Below are 16,996 nucleotides of genomic sequence, written 5' to 3' on the forward strand. Positions count from 1 at the left end.
ATATCTCCTTTTGCGATTTGCGCGCTCTAAGCACTGTATTTGTCGCTATGGTTACCACTCTTGGCTAGTTTCACGTAAGGCGGCAATATCATGCTTAGCAGCGGTAAGGTTAGCTAACAGCTGGTTAGCAAGCGTTGTCTGGCTACCGACGGCAATCATAGAAGGATTTTGTACGGTGCGCTGACCTGCTCCGTTATCACTATGTAGCTTCTCGACTTGGCCTATCAACCAATTCAACCAGCTATCTGGCTGACGCATTGTATCGCGCAAGCGCTGTAGCTCAGCAACAGCTGGGCCTCGCTCATCAAGCAGCGCTTTCCAGCCATGCTCATTGAGGCGCGCATGCTCAGTGACTTCTTTAAGCAACGAATTTAACGCCAGCTCAAAGAGCGCCAGGGCGCTCTCTTCAATCGCTATTTGCCGAGCCTGAGCATGTTCGTCGTCACCCGACGGCAGCCCCACTAAAAGCTCAACTTGGTAGAGCAGTTGATTGGTTCGCGAACGTGGGCTCACTTACGCTTATCCTCCACATGCCATTTACCTGCCTCAAAGGTCGCTTTCCAGCCGGTTGCCTTACCCTCTTCATCGGTCATCACGAACTGCTCTTTATTTTTGCGTGAATAACGAATTTGTGCAGGCCTGCCATCCGGGTCTTCGCTGGGTGCCTTTAGGATAAAGTGGTACTTTTCTGGTAGCTCATCGGCGTGAGCTTGCAGCTCTTTCACCAGCGGCGGTCGAGTTTCACGATTTTTAGGAAACTTGCTGGCCGCTAGGAATAAACCGCTGGCACCATCACGCAACACATAATGATCTTCCACTTTTTGGCAAGCTAGTTCCGGCATTGGTATCGGATCCATCTTGGGTGGTGCCACATCGCCGCTACGCAGTAATTTACGTGTGTTCTTGCAGTCACTGTTGGTGCAGCCGAAGTATTTACCAAATCGACCCGATTTAAGCTGCATCTCGGAACCACATTTATCGCATTCGATAATGGGGCCATCATAGCCTTTGATTTTAAACTTACCTGTTTCTACCTCATAACCATCACAATCAGGGCTATTGCCGCAAATATGCAGCTTGCGACCTTCATCAATCAGATAGTTATCCATGGCCGTACCGCACTTCTGACAACGACGCTTGGCACGAAGCGCGTTGGTTTCTGCTTCTTCACCCGCATCTTCTGCAACGGCCTCTTCACCAGGGATTAAATCAATGGTGGTTTTGCAGCGCTCTTTAGGCGGCAGGTTATAACCACTGCAACCTAAAAAGACACCGGTAGAGGCCGTACGAATTTGCATTTTTCGGCCACAGCTTGGACAGTCAATATCCGTAGGGACCGGCTGATTAGGCCGCATCCCCTCATCACTTTCCGCCTTGCTGAGCTCTTGGCTAAATTCACTATAGAAAGCATCCAACAGGGCTTGCCAGTTGCGCTCACCTTCCGCAACTTCATCCAGACTATCTTCCATTCGAGCCGTAAACGAGTAATCCATCAAATCCGGGAAAGACTCTTTCAACCGTTCGGTGACAATATCACCCAGTTTTTCAGCATAAAAACGGCGACTCTCTAATTTTACGTAGCCACGATCCTGAATCGTGGAAATAATAGAAGCATAAGTAGAAGGACGGCCAATACCCTGCTTTTCGAGCTCTTTTACTAAGCTGGCTTCTGTATAGCGCGGGGCAGGCTTTGTAAAGTGCTGCTGCGGGTCAAGCTTTTCAAGCGACATTGCCGTGCCTTTCGGCAAATCAGGCAGGCTTTGATCTTCATTTTTACCTGATGGCTTCATCACCCGCGTGTAACCATCAAACTTGAGCACTCGCCCTTTGGCACGCAAATCGTAACCGTCAACCTCAACGCTCAACGTACTGGAAAGATACTGCGCTGGCGTCATCTGACAAGCGACAAATTGACGCCAAATTAACTCATACAGGCGCTCAGCATCGCGCTCCATACCTGAGAGATCAGTCGCTTTCCGTTCAACGCTAGAAGGGCGAATCGCTTCATGGGCTTCTTGGGCGCTTTCTTTACTGCTGTAACGGTTAGCAGACTCAGGTAAATAGCGTGCACCGTACTCTTCATCAATAAATGAGCGAACACTCTCAACCGCATCCTTTGAAAGATTAGTGGAGTCGGTACGCATGTAGGTAATGTAGCCAGCTTCGTAGAGGCGCTGGGCCATGGTCATGGTTTTCTTAACCGAGAACCCTAATCGGCCGCTAGCAGCCTGCTGCAACGTTGAGGTAATAAACGGCGCGGTAGGCTTGGAGCTCGTCGGTTTGTCTTCACGGGAGGTAATCGCAAGCTTGGCTTTACGCAGTTGCTCAATGCGTGTAAGCGTGTCTTTTTCGGAGGTAGGACGGAAGGGCTTACCATCCTGACGCACCAGCGCAAACCTGACTAACTCCCCATCCGGGGACGCAAGATCGGCGTGGACATCCCAAAACTCTTCAGGAATAAACGCACGAATTTCTCGTTCACGCTCAACGATTAAACGAACGGCAACAGATTGAACACGACCTGCTGATAAGCCTCTGGCAATTTTGGCCCACAGCAAAGGAGAAAGCATAAAACCAACCACGCGGTCCAAAAAGCGGCGCGCTTGTTGCGCTTCCACGCGGGGAATATTTAACGCCCCTGGCGACTTAAACGCATCCTGAATGGCATTTTTGGTTATTTCATTAAATACAACGCGCTTATAGCGACTGTCATCACCACCAATCGTCTCGCGTAAATGCCAAGCAATTGCCTCCCCTTCGCGATCCAAATCCGTCGCGAGATAAACAGCATCCGCTTTTTCAGCCAGCTTCTTTAATTCCGCGACAACCTTTTCTTTACCTGGGAGCACTTCGTAGCGTGCTTCCCAGCCATTATCCGGATCAATCCCCATCCGCCTAATTAGCTGATCATGGGCTTTACGCTTTTTGTACTCTGCTTTCTCTTCCGCCGACATCTTACGTGTTGCCGCAGCCTGGCGAGCGCGCTCCTTCGGATCGGAGGCTGTCTTACCTGAGCCGCTGGTCGGCAGGTCACGGATGTGACCCACGCTCGACTTTACGATGAAATCGTTGCCGAGATACTTATTGATCGTCTTCGCTTTCGCAGGCGACTCGACGATGACCAGTGACTTGCCCATAGTACTCCACTTTCCTGTTGCCCAGGCGCTATCGCCCATGCTCTGAATACGTTGCCGCCTGTCGTTACCACTTGACGGCCATGAGAAAAATGCGCCTACCCTACCCCAGGCCTGCAACAAGCGCCAGTAACAACCGACGCGTAGGTAACAAACTGACGCCCAGCCACGAGGTGCTTATCTGCACTATTTTTCATAATGAAGTAGCTAGACACTAGACTGCCAGTACGCAGACAGCAACCCAAAATATGCATGTAAAAAAACGCCCCTGTATGAAAACAGAGGCGTAGATGAGCATAATACAGCGCTTAACGCTTGCGCGGTGGTTTCCGACGCGTTGCCACATTTGGCTTAGATTTGCTTACTTCTTTAGGTGCCTCAACCTCTTTGGGTGCTTCAATCTCTTTGGGTGCTTCAACCTCTACTTTACTAGTAGCTGTCGAATTTTCGCCAGAAAGGTTTGTTTCAGAAGATTTACCGGAAGAGCTTTCACTAGACGCATCTTCTGTAGAAGCATCGTCTACTAAAGTGCTGTTAGCTGAAGAGCTTGCCGCAGCATGAGTCGCCACTTCAGGGGCTTTCGCGTCTACCTTTTCGGCTTCGACCACTGGTTTGCTCTCGACTGCTTTTAGCGGAGCCGCCTTTGGTGGACGCGCTTGGTCGAACAACTGCTTCACCTGATCAAAACGTTGCGCAGCATGCTCAGACAACTCGCCGCTAGCGGCAAATACATGCTTAAGATGCTCGATATGGCCGTCAATATCGCTGTTGCTTTGCCCTTCTAGCAGTTCGGGCAATGACGATAGCGCACGCTCACGATCTAATTTCAGAATAAAGAACTGATCGCGCACCAAACGCTTAAACTCACTCAAGGTTGAGCTAGGCTCTAGCTCGGCACGGGAAGCACGTAACCGTTTGAAGTTACGTTCGTCTGTCGCCGGTGCTCCACCCAACACATAGATTACCGAGCGCATGACCGCTTCGTGAGCGCCACCCTGAGCAATTTTATTGCGCAGCTCATTTTTGCGGTTTTCAACAAAACGCTGATGTTCTGGCTCAGCACCGGGACGGCGGCGATGGACATGCGCATCACCATATAAACCTACTGCGGCTTGCAAGAGAGGCTGGCCATAAATGTCCATAAACAATCTTTCTGTTGTGCTATCGCGCAAATCCCGCACAGCATTGAGATGCGCCACAATTTGATCAGAGCACATGGTTTCAAACGCTTTAAAGACGTTATCTTGGCTCACTTGCTGGCGATTGCGACGAACTGTTTCTGCCATGACCGGTAGTGGCACTGTCAGCGGGTTCCGATCAGAAAGAAGTTTGTAACCTAAGCGAATAGGATGCATACGGCGAATCCAGCGCGCCGCCTCTGGCGTCATTGTGGCCTGCACCCAAGGCTGAACATATAACCGATAAAAACCAAGGTTGATCTCAGAAATACGCGCAACAGTCGCAAATCGACGATCATCTTCAGGACTATGCATTACATCCTGATCTAACTCCTCAAAGTTACGTGACGTGAACTCAAGTAAATAGTCGCGTTCAAGTAACTCCGCGTCATCATGATCGCTGACATGCGAGACCGTCGTTTCGTACAGCCCTGGTGGCATAACATCGATATAATCTATGTTAGCCGTAAACTCAGTATGCTCTTTGCGTGACACACTGCCGGAAACAAAAATTCCCAAGTGACCCGTTGTATCGTGCAGGCAGTAAACGATCGTTTGCTCGTTGGCAATAATGTCTTCTTCGCCTTCGTATAAGTCACGAATCCAACCTAACGCCTGAGGCGGCGGTGTAATATCGTCGCCACGAGAGCAGAAGACAACAACAGGCGAGCGTACGTTGCGCAGATCAACACGACGCCCATCGCGAGTGACTAACTGGGCTGTTGAGAGTCGATTACCAACAAACAGATTGTCAACGATATACTGAATTTCTTCTCCACCTAAGACAACGTGACCACCCCACCAACGCTCAAATTCCAGATAGCGTTTCGATTCGGTGTCAATATTGTCATAAAGATGGTACTGCTTTTTCCAGTAGGTATTAGCCGGATTAAGACGCTCGAAGTTTTGTACCAACCACGCACCGTCAAAAAGGCCATTACCAATATCACTGGTTAACGCGGTAATCCAGCTACCACCCGTCATCCCGCCGGTATAGCGCATCGGCGCTTTGCCGTGCTCCCCCGCCCAGTAAGAAAGCGGAGCACCGGCAATAAGAATGGGGCCAAACACATCCGGCTCTAGCGCTGCAGCCATCATTATTTGCCAGCCCGCCTGACAATTACCGACTACCATTGGCTTTTCAGCGGTTTCAGGGTGTAAAGCAATGACATGGCGTAAAAACGCGATTTCCGCTTCTACCACATCCTCAACGGTTTGACCTGGCTCTGGGAAAGGCAGAAAGCCAATAAAGTAACAAGGATGGCCAGCCTTCAAAGCAACCCCAAGCTCGCTATCAGGCTTAAACCCTCCGATACCTGGACCATGGCCAGCCCTAGGATCGACAACAACAAACGGCCGTTTTTCAGGATTAACCTGGATATGACTGGGGGGAAGAACTCTCAACAGTTCATAGTTAGTTGGATGCGGAAGCGTACGACCATCAATGAGCACTTCGGTATCAAACCCCAGCACGTTCGGCTTGGTTTGCTCCATATGCTCAAGGTATTGATTTCCGCGCTCGCGCATAACATCCCAATAAAGGACGCTACGTTCGATACTATCGCGCCAGTAGCTCGCTGCAGCCCGTCCGAATCCGAACGGATCTACCATGCTAGCAAGGGCCTCGCCGCCCGGTAGTGAAGCCATTTGATCAGACGTTCCTGGCCACAGGCTTTTCAGCGCGCTGCCAGGCAACATAGGATGAGCGAGAAAGTTCATAAATTCTCCCATTGGGTTGATGCGAAGCATCTGTCCCGAAGCGATGATGCTGCAATGCAATATAGTTTAGGCCACTCGCCGCTTAACGTCGATGCTTACCTTTGCAATTTCATGATTGTTGCCATAAAGACGCTTGCACATCATTGGTGATAGCATTTCCAGCATGATACTGAGATTTTGTTTTGAAGCACTTTCTGTCTTAGGAGGGTGTATACCTAGAGGTTGTTATGTCATCCCTTACACTGCTCAATCGTTTAACCTTCCGACAATTACAGGTGTTTCAGGCAGTTCACCGCCAGCGCTCCTATTCACGCGCTGCAGAGCAGTTAGGGCTTACTCAGCCTGCAGTCAGCGCGCAAATCCGCCAATTAGAACTTGCTCTTGGTCATCCACTGTTTAAATATGCCGGTAAAACTCTTTATGTGCTACCTGCGGCGGACACCTTGGCTATCTCTGCACGAGAAATTTTTGGTCAACTTTCTCGACTGCAGATGAATCTTTCAGATATTAATGGAAACATTCGTGGCGAACTCAATATTGCCGCGGTGTCATCGGCTCAATATGTGGTGCCTTATTTACTAGCGCGCTTTAGGGCGCGCTATCCCGATGTGCGTATCCGTCTTAAAGTATGCAACCGGAGCCAGGCTTTAGAGCGTTTAACAGAGCAAAAAGATGATGTTGTGATTATGGCGATGGTGCCAGAGGATGATGGCCTAGTGGTGATGCCCATTCTTGAAAATGAACTGATCGCGTTAGTCTGGCCAGACCATCCATTACTTCACATGGAGACACCCACCTTAACCGACTTTGCACGTCATTATGTGTTAATGCGGGAACCAGGATCTGGGGTACGTAACGCCTTTGAACAACTGGCTGCTGATCAAGAGGTTGGCCTTCCCCACCGCATTGAATTAGGCACGAATGAAGCAATTAAACAAGGTGTTATGGCTCACCTAGGCGTTGCTGTTTTGCCTCGTTTAGCAGTTCAGCTTGAGCTAGAGCAAGGGCTATTATCAGCGCTGCCATTGCCTAATTTTCCTATTCGGCGCTCATGGTGCACTGTCTACCGTCGCGACCATTTCCCGACCCCGGTTGCTGATCTTTTTTTACGCTTTACCAAAGAGCATCTTTCAGATTATCGGCAGTACTTTAAAACTCCCTCTAGCCCTTTACCGAGCCATGGCGTCTCTTGTTTGCCCATGATGGCAATTTAGCAAAGCAAATCATAAGGTGTGGTGTAAGGTGGATCACAGGTGCGTAGTGTCTTGTCGACTGAGAGGTATGTTACATTACTCTACTACCTATGTATCAGTTAGCGTATTTTGGGTTCGGAATGTACTCGCGAAGGCAAATCATTAGTCAACGCAAAGGGCTTTACACGCCACGCCGTAGCAAGCTGTAGTAACGCATGGTTAGGCGTCACAACATTTGGGCATTGCCTGCCGCACAGTAAAGAGGCTCTCTCCTATGAGCAATAACCCCACAACCCGTGTTCCTAGCGGCGAAAAATTCCGTAATGAGCATGGCATGTCCGTCATCAAAGACGGCATGAAACAGCGTAAAGCACAGACAGAATCTCCTCTCAATCTCGAACGTAAACCCAAGTGGTTACGCGCGCAGATCCCAGGGGGCGAACGTTTCGAGGCAGTCAAAAAAAATGTCTCGACGCACCGCCTCAGCACTGTCTGTGCAGAGTCGCACTGCCCGAACATGGGCGAATGCTGGAGCAATGGCACTGCCACTATCATGTTGATGGGGTCTGTTTGTACGCGCGCATGCCGATTCTGCGCGGTAGATACGGGCAACCCGAAAGGCTGGCTAGATTTAGATGAACCCGAGAATACAGCGAAATCCGTCGAGCTAATGGGACTCCGTTACATCGTACTGACATCTGTTGACCGCGATGACCTGGATGACGGTGGCGCTACCCATTATGCCAACTGCATTAAGGCGATTAAATCACGCACACCAGAAGTAGTCGTGGAAGCATTAACACCCGACTTTGACGCTGACAAAGCAGCCGTTGAGCGGGTGGTGGATTCAGGTTTGGAAGTATTTGCGCAGAACGTAGAGACCGTTGAGCGCCTCACTAGCAAAGTACGCGATCCTCGCGCTGGTTATCGTAAAACGCTGGATGTACTAGCACATGCTAAACAGTATCGACCTGATATCATCACCAAGACAAGCTTGATGCTTGGTTTAGGCGAGACAGAGGAAGAGATTCTTAAAACCTTTGATGACCTAAGAGAGATTGGCGTTGATATTGTGACGCTGGGGCAATATTTACGGCCAACCAAAAACCATTTGGCTGTAGAGCGCTGGGTCACGCCTGAAGAGTTTGATCGCTATCGTGTGCTTGGCCTAGAAAAAGGATTTATGGAAGTGCCTTCCGGCCCGTTAGTGCGCTCTAGTTATCGCGCCGATCGCGTCTTTGAGAAAAACAATCTCGGTCTCGCCTCACCCGCCGCAGTTCCTGGCCAAGAACCTGATGCAAATCGTATTCCTGCATTCAACGTTGGATAGACCAATGTAAGTAGATCAATGTAAATTGATGACCTGCACGCAATCACTATTGTCAATTAGCCTGCGTGCAGGTAGCTTGTTTTTGCTTAATTAACAGGCTGCAACTCACGCTGTAGCTGTTCAGCTAATGCAGACGCTAACTGGTCGCCTACACAGTGATCGATTGGCAGTGATACTACATCTGCCAAACGCGTCACCTGCATACCCGCATAGCCACACGGGTTAATCCTGCCAAAGGGTGATAAATCACCGTCTATATTTAGCGCCACCCCGTGATAGCTTGAGCCCCGCCGAATACGTAACCCCAGCGAGGCGATTTTTGCCTCACCCTGCGGCGTATCAATATAAACACCAGGTGCATCAGGCTTCGCCCAAGCAGCCACGCCATAGAGAGCAAGCACATCGATAACTGAGTTCTCTAACGCAGTGACTAGTTCTCGAACACCGATTTTGCCACGCCGCACATCAAGCAAGGGATAGAGTACTACTTGGCCGGGGCCGTGATAGGTCACTTGCCCGCCACGATCCGTTTTGACTACAGGAATTTCACCAGGCATTAATACGTGCTCTGGCTTACCCGCCTGGCCTTGAGTAAAAACAGGATCATGTTCTACTAACCAGAACTGGTCAGGCGTTGTTTCATCCCGAATGTCTGTGAGTTCACGCATTGCCTTCCATACAGGTAAGTAAGCGCGATGCCCAAGACGATGCAGCTCTATTGGTTGGCTAACCATGGCTATACCACCATATGTACGCGACCCGTCGCTTTTAAATCATCAAAAAGTTGGCTTAGCTGAGGTTCACCGGTAGCTACAATCGTGACACGTACAGATTGGAAACGACCGTTGCGACTCTCGACCACTTGAAGAGTAGCCTCATCGAAGTCAGGGGCATGCTTGATGATTACTTGGCAAACACAGGCTGGGAAATCTTCGGCAGCATCACCGACTACTTTTAATGAATAATCACAGGGAAATGTGATTTTAGGTGGCTCGGTTACTTCGGCCTGACGTAAATCTCTCAGCCCATTTTTCGCGCCTTTTTTCATAACTCGCCTTTACACGGAATATAGATATGTGTGTATAAAATAGGAGTGCAATACAGCTTTATAAGGTTAATAGCTTAAGTGCAAAATAGAAAAATTTTGCACTTAAGCGTGCTTCTGTTAATCGGTAAAGTTACTGATCAAACCACTGAAAAACCGCCTCACTTGGTCAAATAGGCGCTTAAAAAAACCGCCCTCTTCGACATTTTCAAGAGCCACTAACTGACGCTCTCCCACCACTTCTTCACCTAAATAAACTTCTAAGGTACCCACTTCATCGCCAACAGCCACTGGCGCTTGAAGATCAGCATTTAAATTTAGACGGGCACGCAGCTCTTCATTACGATTACGCGGTAGCGTCATAAATACTTCTTCATCCACGCCTACACGTAACTCGTTACTATCGCCGCCCCAAATGCGCGGCGTTGCAAGTACAGCACCCCGCTCATAGAGCTTCATCGTCTCATAGAAGCGGAAACCGTAACTTAGGAGCTTTTGCGTTTCTTGCGCCCTCGCCTCTTCCGAGTTGGTACCCATCACGACTGAAATCAAACGCATTCCATCACGCTGAGCCGAAGAAACCAAACAATAACCCGCTTCCGTTGTCCACCCAGTTTTTAAGCCATCGACACTAGGATCACGCCATAACAACCGATTACGGTTCGGTTGATCGATACCACCAAAAGCAAAGTTGCGCTGAGAGTAAATAGCGTAATGCTCAGGATAGTCGTTAATAATATGCTGTGATAACAGCGCCATATCCCGGGCGGTTGAGTAATGATTATCGCCAGGAAGACCCGTCGCATTTTGGAAATTAGTGTTATGCATCCCCAGACGCGTCGCGTGCTGGTTCATTAAATCGGCAAAGGGTGTTTCACCGCCAGCCAGATGCTCAGCCATTGCTACACTTGCATCATTGCCCGACACAATAATAATACCATGCAGCAGGTCATCGACAGAGACACGATCTCCCACTTCAATGAACATCTTGGAGCCACCGGTACGCCAAGCTTTCTCACTGACATTAATCATATCCGTCAAGCTAATCGTGCCCCGATCTAACTCACGCTCTACCAAATAAGCGGTCATCAGCTTGGTGAGGCTTGCTGGCGGCAAACGCTCGTCAGAATTATGCTCAGCAAGAATCCGGCCGCTGTTAGCGTCCATCAAAATCCAGGAACTCGCTGCAAGCTGAGGGGCTGAAGGAATAATTGTCTGCGGCTGGGGGATCACCTGAGCAACAGCCGGAGAAACAACCGCGGCAAAAACCGCAAACAAACAAAGCCCGGCAGTACGGCGAATAGACATCAATACATTCATTACTAACTTCTCATAAAAAAATAAAAAAACGTTAACAAAGCACGTTATTTTAGCTAATAAATGGGGTGAACTATCTCACGATAAATACTTGTGGAAAGCCAGCCCGACGTAGTTCTTCGCGTGCTTGGGGTTCCTGCGTAGGACTCACTGGCCCGACTTGCACACGGTGCACACCTGTATCACTCATCACCCGTACTTTATGCGGCAGCTCATCGACCAGGCGCCGCTGTAACTGCTGAGCACCCTCTTCACTACCCAACGCCGCAATTTGTAGATAAATGGCATCATCGGTTGCCATTGATCGCTGTACAGCAGCCTCTCTTACAGGCTGTGCATTCACCTCAGGAGGTATCGAGGAAACTGCATTAGCTGCTCCACTACTGCCCCCCCTACCTTGCTGTGCCAGCCATTGTTCAGGCTCAATAGCCTCAACGCGAACGGCGCCAGTGCCATTATCTAAAAAGCCTAGCCGTGCAGCCGCTGCATAGGAAAGGTCAATTTCACGATCACTATGAAAAGGCCCACGATCATTGATGCGAACAATAACAGAGCGGCCGTTATCTAAGCTGGTCACGCGCGCAAAAGTGGGTAATGGCAACGAACGGTGTGCAGCAGACATTTTATACATGTCATAAATTTCACCGTTTGACGTGGCATAGCCGTGAAATTTTTCACCGTACCAAGAAGCCGTACCCTGTTGAGCATAGCCTTTTGCGTCTGGCAATACGTGATAGGTTTCTCCCCACACTTCATAGGTGGAGCGATTTCCAGCACGTGAAAGCGGTTCAATACGAGGCTCTGCATCTGGCACTTTGCTCACATCCGGCGGCTCCAACGGATAGGCATCCCCAGTCATAGCATAGCGCTCACCTGTTGATGAACCGCTGTTTTGCACGCCACCACTCGCTCCGCCTGTACTAGTAGAGGCAGGCGCGCTAATTGGTTGATTCTTGTCAACGCTACTTTGTTTGGCTTCCTGGCTGGCACAACCGCTAACCAACGCCATGATGACCACTACGCCACCGATACTGCGAGCTTCAGACAGCACTGTTCTCATGTTTAGTCCTCAACTTGCTGCTCAATGGCTTCCGATAATTCCGCCACCGCCATTGCATAGAGATGGCTATGGTTATAGCGAGTAATAACGTAAAAGTTATACTCCCCTAAACGATACCGGATACTTTCATCGGCAAGCTCTAGCCTTAAAGGCACTACAAGTAACTCAGGATCAAGCGCACTCTGTGGTTCAATGCCAGCCTCGATTGATTCAGATACAGTAACCACGGGTTTACTGGTTTGATTAATAGGCAGCGATTCAGGGGCTACATCAGGACCATTGGCCTCATGATAAATGACCCCATCACGCTGCCAGCCATGTACAGCGAAGTAATTTGCCACACTGCCAATTGCATCAACCGGGTTTTCCCATAAATCTCGTATACCATCGCCATCGAAATCAACAGCATAGGCTTCATAACTAGTAGGAATAAACTGGGGATACCCCATTGCCCCTGCATACGATCCATAAAGCTCATCAGCTTCGACGCCTTGTTCGTAGGCAATTTTCAGAAAAGCCGCTAGCTCGCCTCGGAAAAAGCCGCCACGAACGGGGTGATAAAACGCCAGTGTGGCCAATGAGTCTAGTACACGATGGCGGCCTTTATGCTTACCGTAATAGGTTTCAACACCAATAATGGCAGCAATAACCTCAGGAGGAACGCCATACACATCTTCAGCTTGTGTAAGGGCATCCTCGTACTCATTAATGAAATCAGCGCCTTCTTCAATGCGTTGTTGTGTTAAGAATATATCGCGATACTCGTGCCACCTTAAGCGACGTTCGGCAGCGCCTTCCATCGCGTCTAACACCGTTTGGCTAAAACTAGCTTGATTGAGGGTTTCGATTAGCCAATCTGCGGGTATTCCTTGCGCTGCTAACTCGTCAACTAACAGTTGAGTGCCTGCGTGCTGCTGCGGATCAAACGTCGACGCACCATCAGCCCAGGTACTTGTAGAACACGCCAGTAGCATAGCTGTCACACAGCCGCCTGCTTGAATTCGGGCCCAGTTCATTAACTCACCACTCCTGTGAAAAAGCACCGCTGCTTATCCATTTGATATTAACGCGGTAACAACCGCCGATGGGCATGTATTGACATGAGAATACCGAACCCTGCCAGTAAGGTCACGCTGGATGTCCCTCCATAGCTTACAAGCGGCAGTGGTACGCCAACGACAGGTAAAATACCGCTCACCATGCCCACATTAACGAATACATAGATAAAAAATGTCAGGATAATGCTGCCAGCAAATAGTCGCCCAAAGGTATCTTGGGAAGAAGTAGCCAGCCAAAGACCTCGTGCCACAATCATGACATAAAGGGCCAGTAGCACCAGCATGCCGACTAAGCCAAATTCTTCACCTAAAACGGCAATAATAAAATCAGTATGTCGCTCGGGTAGAAACTCTAACTGAGACTGGGTTCCCTCTAGCCACCCCTTCCCCCACAAGCCACCGCTACCTATGGCCGTGGTTGATTGAATAATATTCCAACCTGACCCCAATGGATCGCTATCCGGGTCTAAAAAGGTTAAGACCCGTTGCCGTTGGTAGTTATGCATATTCATCCATAAAACGGGAAGTCCTGCCGCTATTAAGGCCCCGATCAAACCAATTAAACGCCAGGAAAGACCTGCCAAAAGCACTACAATGACCGCTGCGCTAGCCACTAACAATGATGTTCCAAGGTCCGGCTGGATAGCGGTGAGTACCACGGGCAAACCAATGATGACCGCGCATACTACAATATCTCTGAAACGCGGTGGCAGTTGGCACCGATTCAAATACGCGGCAACCATTAACGGCACTGCTAACTTCATCATTTCTGACGGCTGAAAACGAATGACACCAGGGATGACCAGCCACCGCTTTGCCCCCATACCCACATCACCAGCAACTTCCACCGCCAATAACATGGCCAACCCAACGCCATATGCTAAGGGGGCCCAGCGCAAAAAAGTAGACGGCGAAAATTGCGCAATAACGACCATAACAACAATAGCTATGCAAAAACGGATCGCTTGAGCAATTACGGTATCAATACGTTGCCCAGAAGCGCTATAAAGCACTAGCAAACCACCCCCCATTAGCAACAGCAGCAAACCTAATAGCCATGGATCAAGATGGATACGTTCCCAAATGCTTTTGCGCCTAGCAATACCGCTATCCGGAGGGCGGACGGGGTAACGGCGTAACGGATGAGAAATCGCTGGCCATGACCGCATTAATTGCCCTCCACGTTAGCAGTATCTTCTTCCAGTACTTCCTTAACCTCTTCAACGTCCGGCGCATCATCGTTTAATAACCATGCATCCGTCATAGCACGTGCTAAGTGCGCAGCATGCGTACTGCCTCCACCGGCATTTTCAACAATGACTGATACCGCAATTTGTGGATCTTCAAGCGGTGCAAACGCCATAAAGAGCGCGTGATCACGCAGGCGCTCCTCAAGCTCTTCAGCGTTATACCGCTGATCTTGCCCCAGCGAAAATACCTGGGCAGTACCTGATTTACCGCCCATACGATACTCAAGCCCTACTCCTGTTCGCCGTGCGGTGCCTTCGTTACCACTGATAACTTTTTCCATGCCACTAAAAACACGACTCCACCAATTCTCATTATCTAACTGAATATCAGGTAGCGTGTCCGGCAAATCGAGAGCTACGGGTTCGTCACCAATTTCTAACGCAAGACGCGGTTTTACCCAATGACCACGATTTGCCAAGGTGGCAGTTGCACTCGCCAACTGTAACGGTGTTACCTGCCAGTAGCCCTGGCCGATACCTACTGAAAGTGTTTCACCGGGATACCAGGGCTGATTGAAACGCGCGCGCTTCCAATCACGAGACGGCATTAGTCCAGTACTTTCACCCTGAACATCATGTGCAACGCGCTGGCCAAAGCCAAAATTAGACATTTGCTCATGCAGATTATCTATACCTAGGTCATGGGCAAGTGAGTAGTAATACGTGTTGTTTGAAACAGCAATCGAGCGCTCCATATCGACCCGCCCATGCCCCCAGCGTAGCCAGTTACGATAACGACGTGAATCATTAGGTAATTGATAAAATCCTGGGTCGCTAATGGTACTATCCGGGGTAATAACCCCTTCAACCAGCCCCGCAAGCGCTAAAAAAGGTTTAATAGTTGAACCTGGCGGATAATGGCCACGAATGGCTCGATTAAACAGCGGCAAGTCGAGATTTTCCTGTAGGCCTCGATAGGAAGCGACATCAATTCCCGTTACAAATTGATTACTATCGAAACCAGGTGTCGAGACCATCGCGAGAATTTCACCCGTGCCAGGCACGATAGCAACGATAGAACCACGCCTTCCATCCAACAGCTCATACGCCAACATTTGCATTGACTTATCAAGCGTTAGCGTAAGGTTTTCCCCAGGCACTGGGTCAGTACGTCCAAGCTCTCTAAGTACACGCCCACGTGCATTCGTTTCCACTTTACGTAGCCCGGCTTGGCCATGCAGTTCTGTTTCGTAAAAACGCTCAACGCCGGTTTTACCAATAAAGTGTGTCCCCGCATATCGCCCAGCATCGAGAGTTTGCAACTCTTCTGCGTTGATGCGCCCCACGTATCCTAGTGCATGAGCCATCATTTCAGCGTCGGGATAATAACGGAGCAGCTGGGCTTCTACTTCAACCCCTGGCAGGCGATGTCGATTCACCGCTAGCCGTGCGATCTGGTCTTCACTCAAATCGCTCATTAATAGCGCAGGCTGAAACGGACGCTGACGTTGCCTTGAACGCACATTGAACGCGTCAATGTCATCTTCAGGTAAGTCTAGAAGCTCCACTAAAAGAGCTAACGTTTCGTCTAGGTCATCGACACGTTCGCGGACTAATGTGAGGTTATAGGTAGGGCGGTTCTCAGCAAGAAGAACACCATTGCGATCGTAAATCAGCCCGCGATTAGGGGGTAGCGGTTCAACGCGAACACGGTTTTTTTCAGAGCGAGTGCTATACAAATCGTGCTGCACGATCTGTAAATATGCTAACCGCCCGGTCAACAATCCCGTCAAAACAATCACTACTAGAACAGCAAGCAGCGCCCTGACACGAAAAATACGTAATTCTTGCTCAGGGTTTTTAAGCGTGTCACGGCGCTTAGGCATGGGTAACGATGACTCTCAAATCAGACGAAAAGCAATTATCGATGATAGGGATGACCTACTAACAGGGTCCAGGCTCGGTAAAGCTGCTCAGCCAGCATGATGCGTACTAAAGGATGCGGTAACGTGAGAGGCGATAAAGACCACGCTTTATCTGCCATTGCTGAGAGCGATGGCTCCAAACCATCAGGACCTCCCACCAACAGCACAATATCTTTGCCCAGCATGCGCCAAGCATCTGCCTCGCTAGCCAGTTGCTCGGTACTCCAGGTTTTACCCTTAACTTCAAGTGCCACGATATACTCGTCACCACGAAGCTTGTCACGAATACGCTGGGCTTCTTGTGCACGCGCCTTAACGATATCAGCATTTTTACCACGCTGACCCAATGGGATTTCTTCAATTTCAAGTGTGAAATCCCGCGGTAGCCGTTTGCGGTAGGTCTCAACACCTTCTTCCACCCATCCAGGCATTTTGGTACCCACCGCTAACAGCCGAATCTTCATGACATCGTAGCCCGCTCTTCAAACCGCTTTAGTGATTCACCAATCGCTCCAGCATCATTGGGCAAATCTGCCCATAAACGCTCAAGGTCATAGAGCACTCGCGCTTCAGGTAACATGATGTGAACAACTACGTCACCCAGATCTACCAGCACCCAATCGGCATTGTCACCACCTTCGACACCGCGAGGCTTAAGACCTGCTGCTTTGGCTTTTTCGACTACGTTCTGCGCTAGAGCAGATACATGACGGGTAGAGGTACCGCTGGCAATCAGCATCAGATCGGTAACTTCAGTCAGCTTGGAAACATCTAGCTGGGTAATATCACGTGCTTTAAGTTCTTCTAGGGCATCAACCGCTAGATTTTTAAGTGTATCGATGTGCAT

The 16,996-nt window shown here is 49.6% G+C and carries 14 protein-coding genes; 2 read left to right on the forward strand and 12 right to left on the reverse strand.

The features are described 5' to 3' along the window. Positions 1 to 51 precede the first annotated feature (51 nt). The 3 genes from M0220_RS00450 to M0220_RS00460 all read right to left on the reverse strand — a co-directional run bounded on the left by M0220_RS00450 (position 52) and on the right by M0220_RS00460 (position 6,031). Entirely contained in the window at positions 52 to 513 is a 462-nt protein-coding gene (locus M0220_RS00450; protein WP_030069265.1) for a DUF6586 family protein, read from the reverse strand. Next, the gene (gene topA, locus M0220_RS00455; RefSeq protein WP_264018367.1) at positions 510 to 3,137 is read right to left on the reverse strand and encodes a type I DNA topoisomerase; all 2,628 of its coding nucleotides are present in this window, start codon (positions 3,135 to 3,137) and stop codon (positions 510 to 512) included. The genes M0220_RS00450 and topA overlap by 4 nt, the downstream gene beginning before the upstream one ends. A gap of 305 nt (positions 3,138 to 3,442) precedes the next feature. Then, positions 3,443 to 6,031: a DUF3141 domain-containing protein gene (locus M0220_RS00460; protein ID WP_264018368.1), complete on the reverse strand. Its 2,589-nt coding sequence runs from the start codon at positions 6,029 to 6,031 to the stop codon at positions 3,443 to 3,445. Between the two features lie 227 nt (positions 6,032 to 6,258). Between M0220_RS00460 and M0220_RS00465 the strand changes: the two genes are divergently transcribed. Together M0220_RS00465 and lipA are read left to right on the forward strand one after the other, a co-directional pair. After that, positions 6,259 to 7,245, forward strand: a complete 987-nt coding sequence (locus M0220_RS00465) for a LysR family transcriptional regulator (protein ID WP_030069257.1) — start codon at positions 6,259 to 6,261, stop codon at positions 7,243 to 7,245. A 253-nt stretch (positions 7,246 to 7,498) separates the two neighbouring features. Further along, positions 7,499 to 8,554 carry a lipoyl synthase gene (gene lipA, locus M0220_RS00470; RefSeq protein WP_030069254.1) on the forward strand — a complete coding sequence of 352 codons (1,056 nt, stop codon included), beginning with the start codon at positions 7,499 to 7,501 and terminating at the stop codon, positions 8,552 to 8,554. 86 nt (positions 8,555 to 8,640) lie between these two features. Here the strand turns inward: lipA and lipB are convergent, their stop codons facing one another. From lipB to rsfS, 9 genes are all read right to left on the reverse strand, one after another. Then, complete coding sequence (gene lipB, locus M0220_RS00475; RefSeq protein WP_030069252.1) at positions 8,641 to 9,288, reverse strand: lipoyl(octanoyl) transferase LipB; 648 nt, start codon at positions 9,286 to 9,288, stop codon at positions 8,641 to 8,643. A 2-nt stretch (positions 9,289 to 9,290) separates the two neighbouring features. Next, a complete protein-coding gene (locus tag M0220_RS00480; protein ID WP_030069251.1) occupies positions 9,291 to 9,602 on the reverse strand; it encodes an HP0495 family protein in 312 nt (103 codons plus the stop codon). A 117-nt stretch (positions 9,603 to 9,719) separates the two neighbouring features. Continuing rightward, entirely contained in the window at positions 9,720 to 10,919 is a 1,200-nt protein-coding gene (locus tag M0220_RS00485; RefSeq protein ID WP_030069250.1) for a D-alanyl-D-alanine carboxypeptidase family protein, read from the reverse strand. A gap of 70 nt (positions 10,920 to 10,989) precedes the next feature. Next, positions 10,990 to 11,976 (reverse strand): septal ring lytic transglycosylase RlpA family protein, encoded by a 987-nt coding sequence (locus tag M0220_RS00490; protein ID WP_030069248.1) that lies wholly within the window; start codon positions 11,974 to 11,976, stop codon positions 10,990 to 10,992. Between the two features lie 2 nt (positions 11,977 to 11,978). Continuing rightward, positions 11,979 to 12,992, reverse strand: a complete 1,014-nt coding sequence (gene mltB / locus M0220_RS00495; RefSeq protein WP_030069246.1) for a lytic murein transglycosylase B — start codon at positions 12,990 to 12,992, stop codon at positions 11,979 to 11,981. A 47-nt stretch (positions 12,993 to 13,039) separates the two neighbouring features. Then, positions 13,040 to 14,203: a rod shape-determining protein RodA gene (rodA, locus tag M0220_RS00500; RefSeq protein WP_264018370.1), complete on the reverse strand. Its 1,164-nt coding sequence runs from the start codon at positions 14,201 to 14,203 to the stop codon at positions 13,040 to 13,042. Next, complete coding sequence (gene mrdA, locus M0220_RS00505; protein ID WP_030069240.1) at positions 14,203 to 16,110, reverse strand: penicillin-binding protein 2; 1,908 nt, start codon at positions 16,108 to 16,110, stop codon at positions 14,203 to 14,205. The genes rodA and mrdA overlap by 1 nt, the downstream gene beginning before the upstream one ends. Positions 16,111 to 16,145: 35 nt before the next feature. Next, the gene (gene rlmH, locus M0220_RS00510; RefSeq protein WP_030069238.1) at positions 16,146 to 16,613 is read right to left on the reverse strand and encodes a 23S rRNA (pseudouridine(1915)-N(3))-methyltransferase RlmH; all 468 of its coding nucleotides are present in this window, start codon (positions 16,611 to 16,613) and stop codon (positions 16,146 to 16,148) included. After that, complete coding sequence (rsfS, locus tag M0220_RS00515; protein WP_030069236.1) at positions 16,610 to 16,996, reverse strand: ribosome silencing factor; 387 nt, start codon at positions 16,994 to 16,996, stop codon at positions 16,610 to 16,612. Before rsfS ends, rlmH begins: the two co-directional genes overlap by 4 nt.

It is taken from the genome of Halomonas qinghailakensis (assembly GCF_025820815.1).
Taxonomy (GTDB): Bacteria; Pseudomonadota; Gammaproteobacteria; order Pseudomonadales; family Halomonadaceae; genus Vreelandella; species Vreelandella qaidamensis.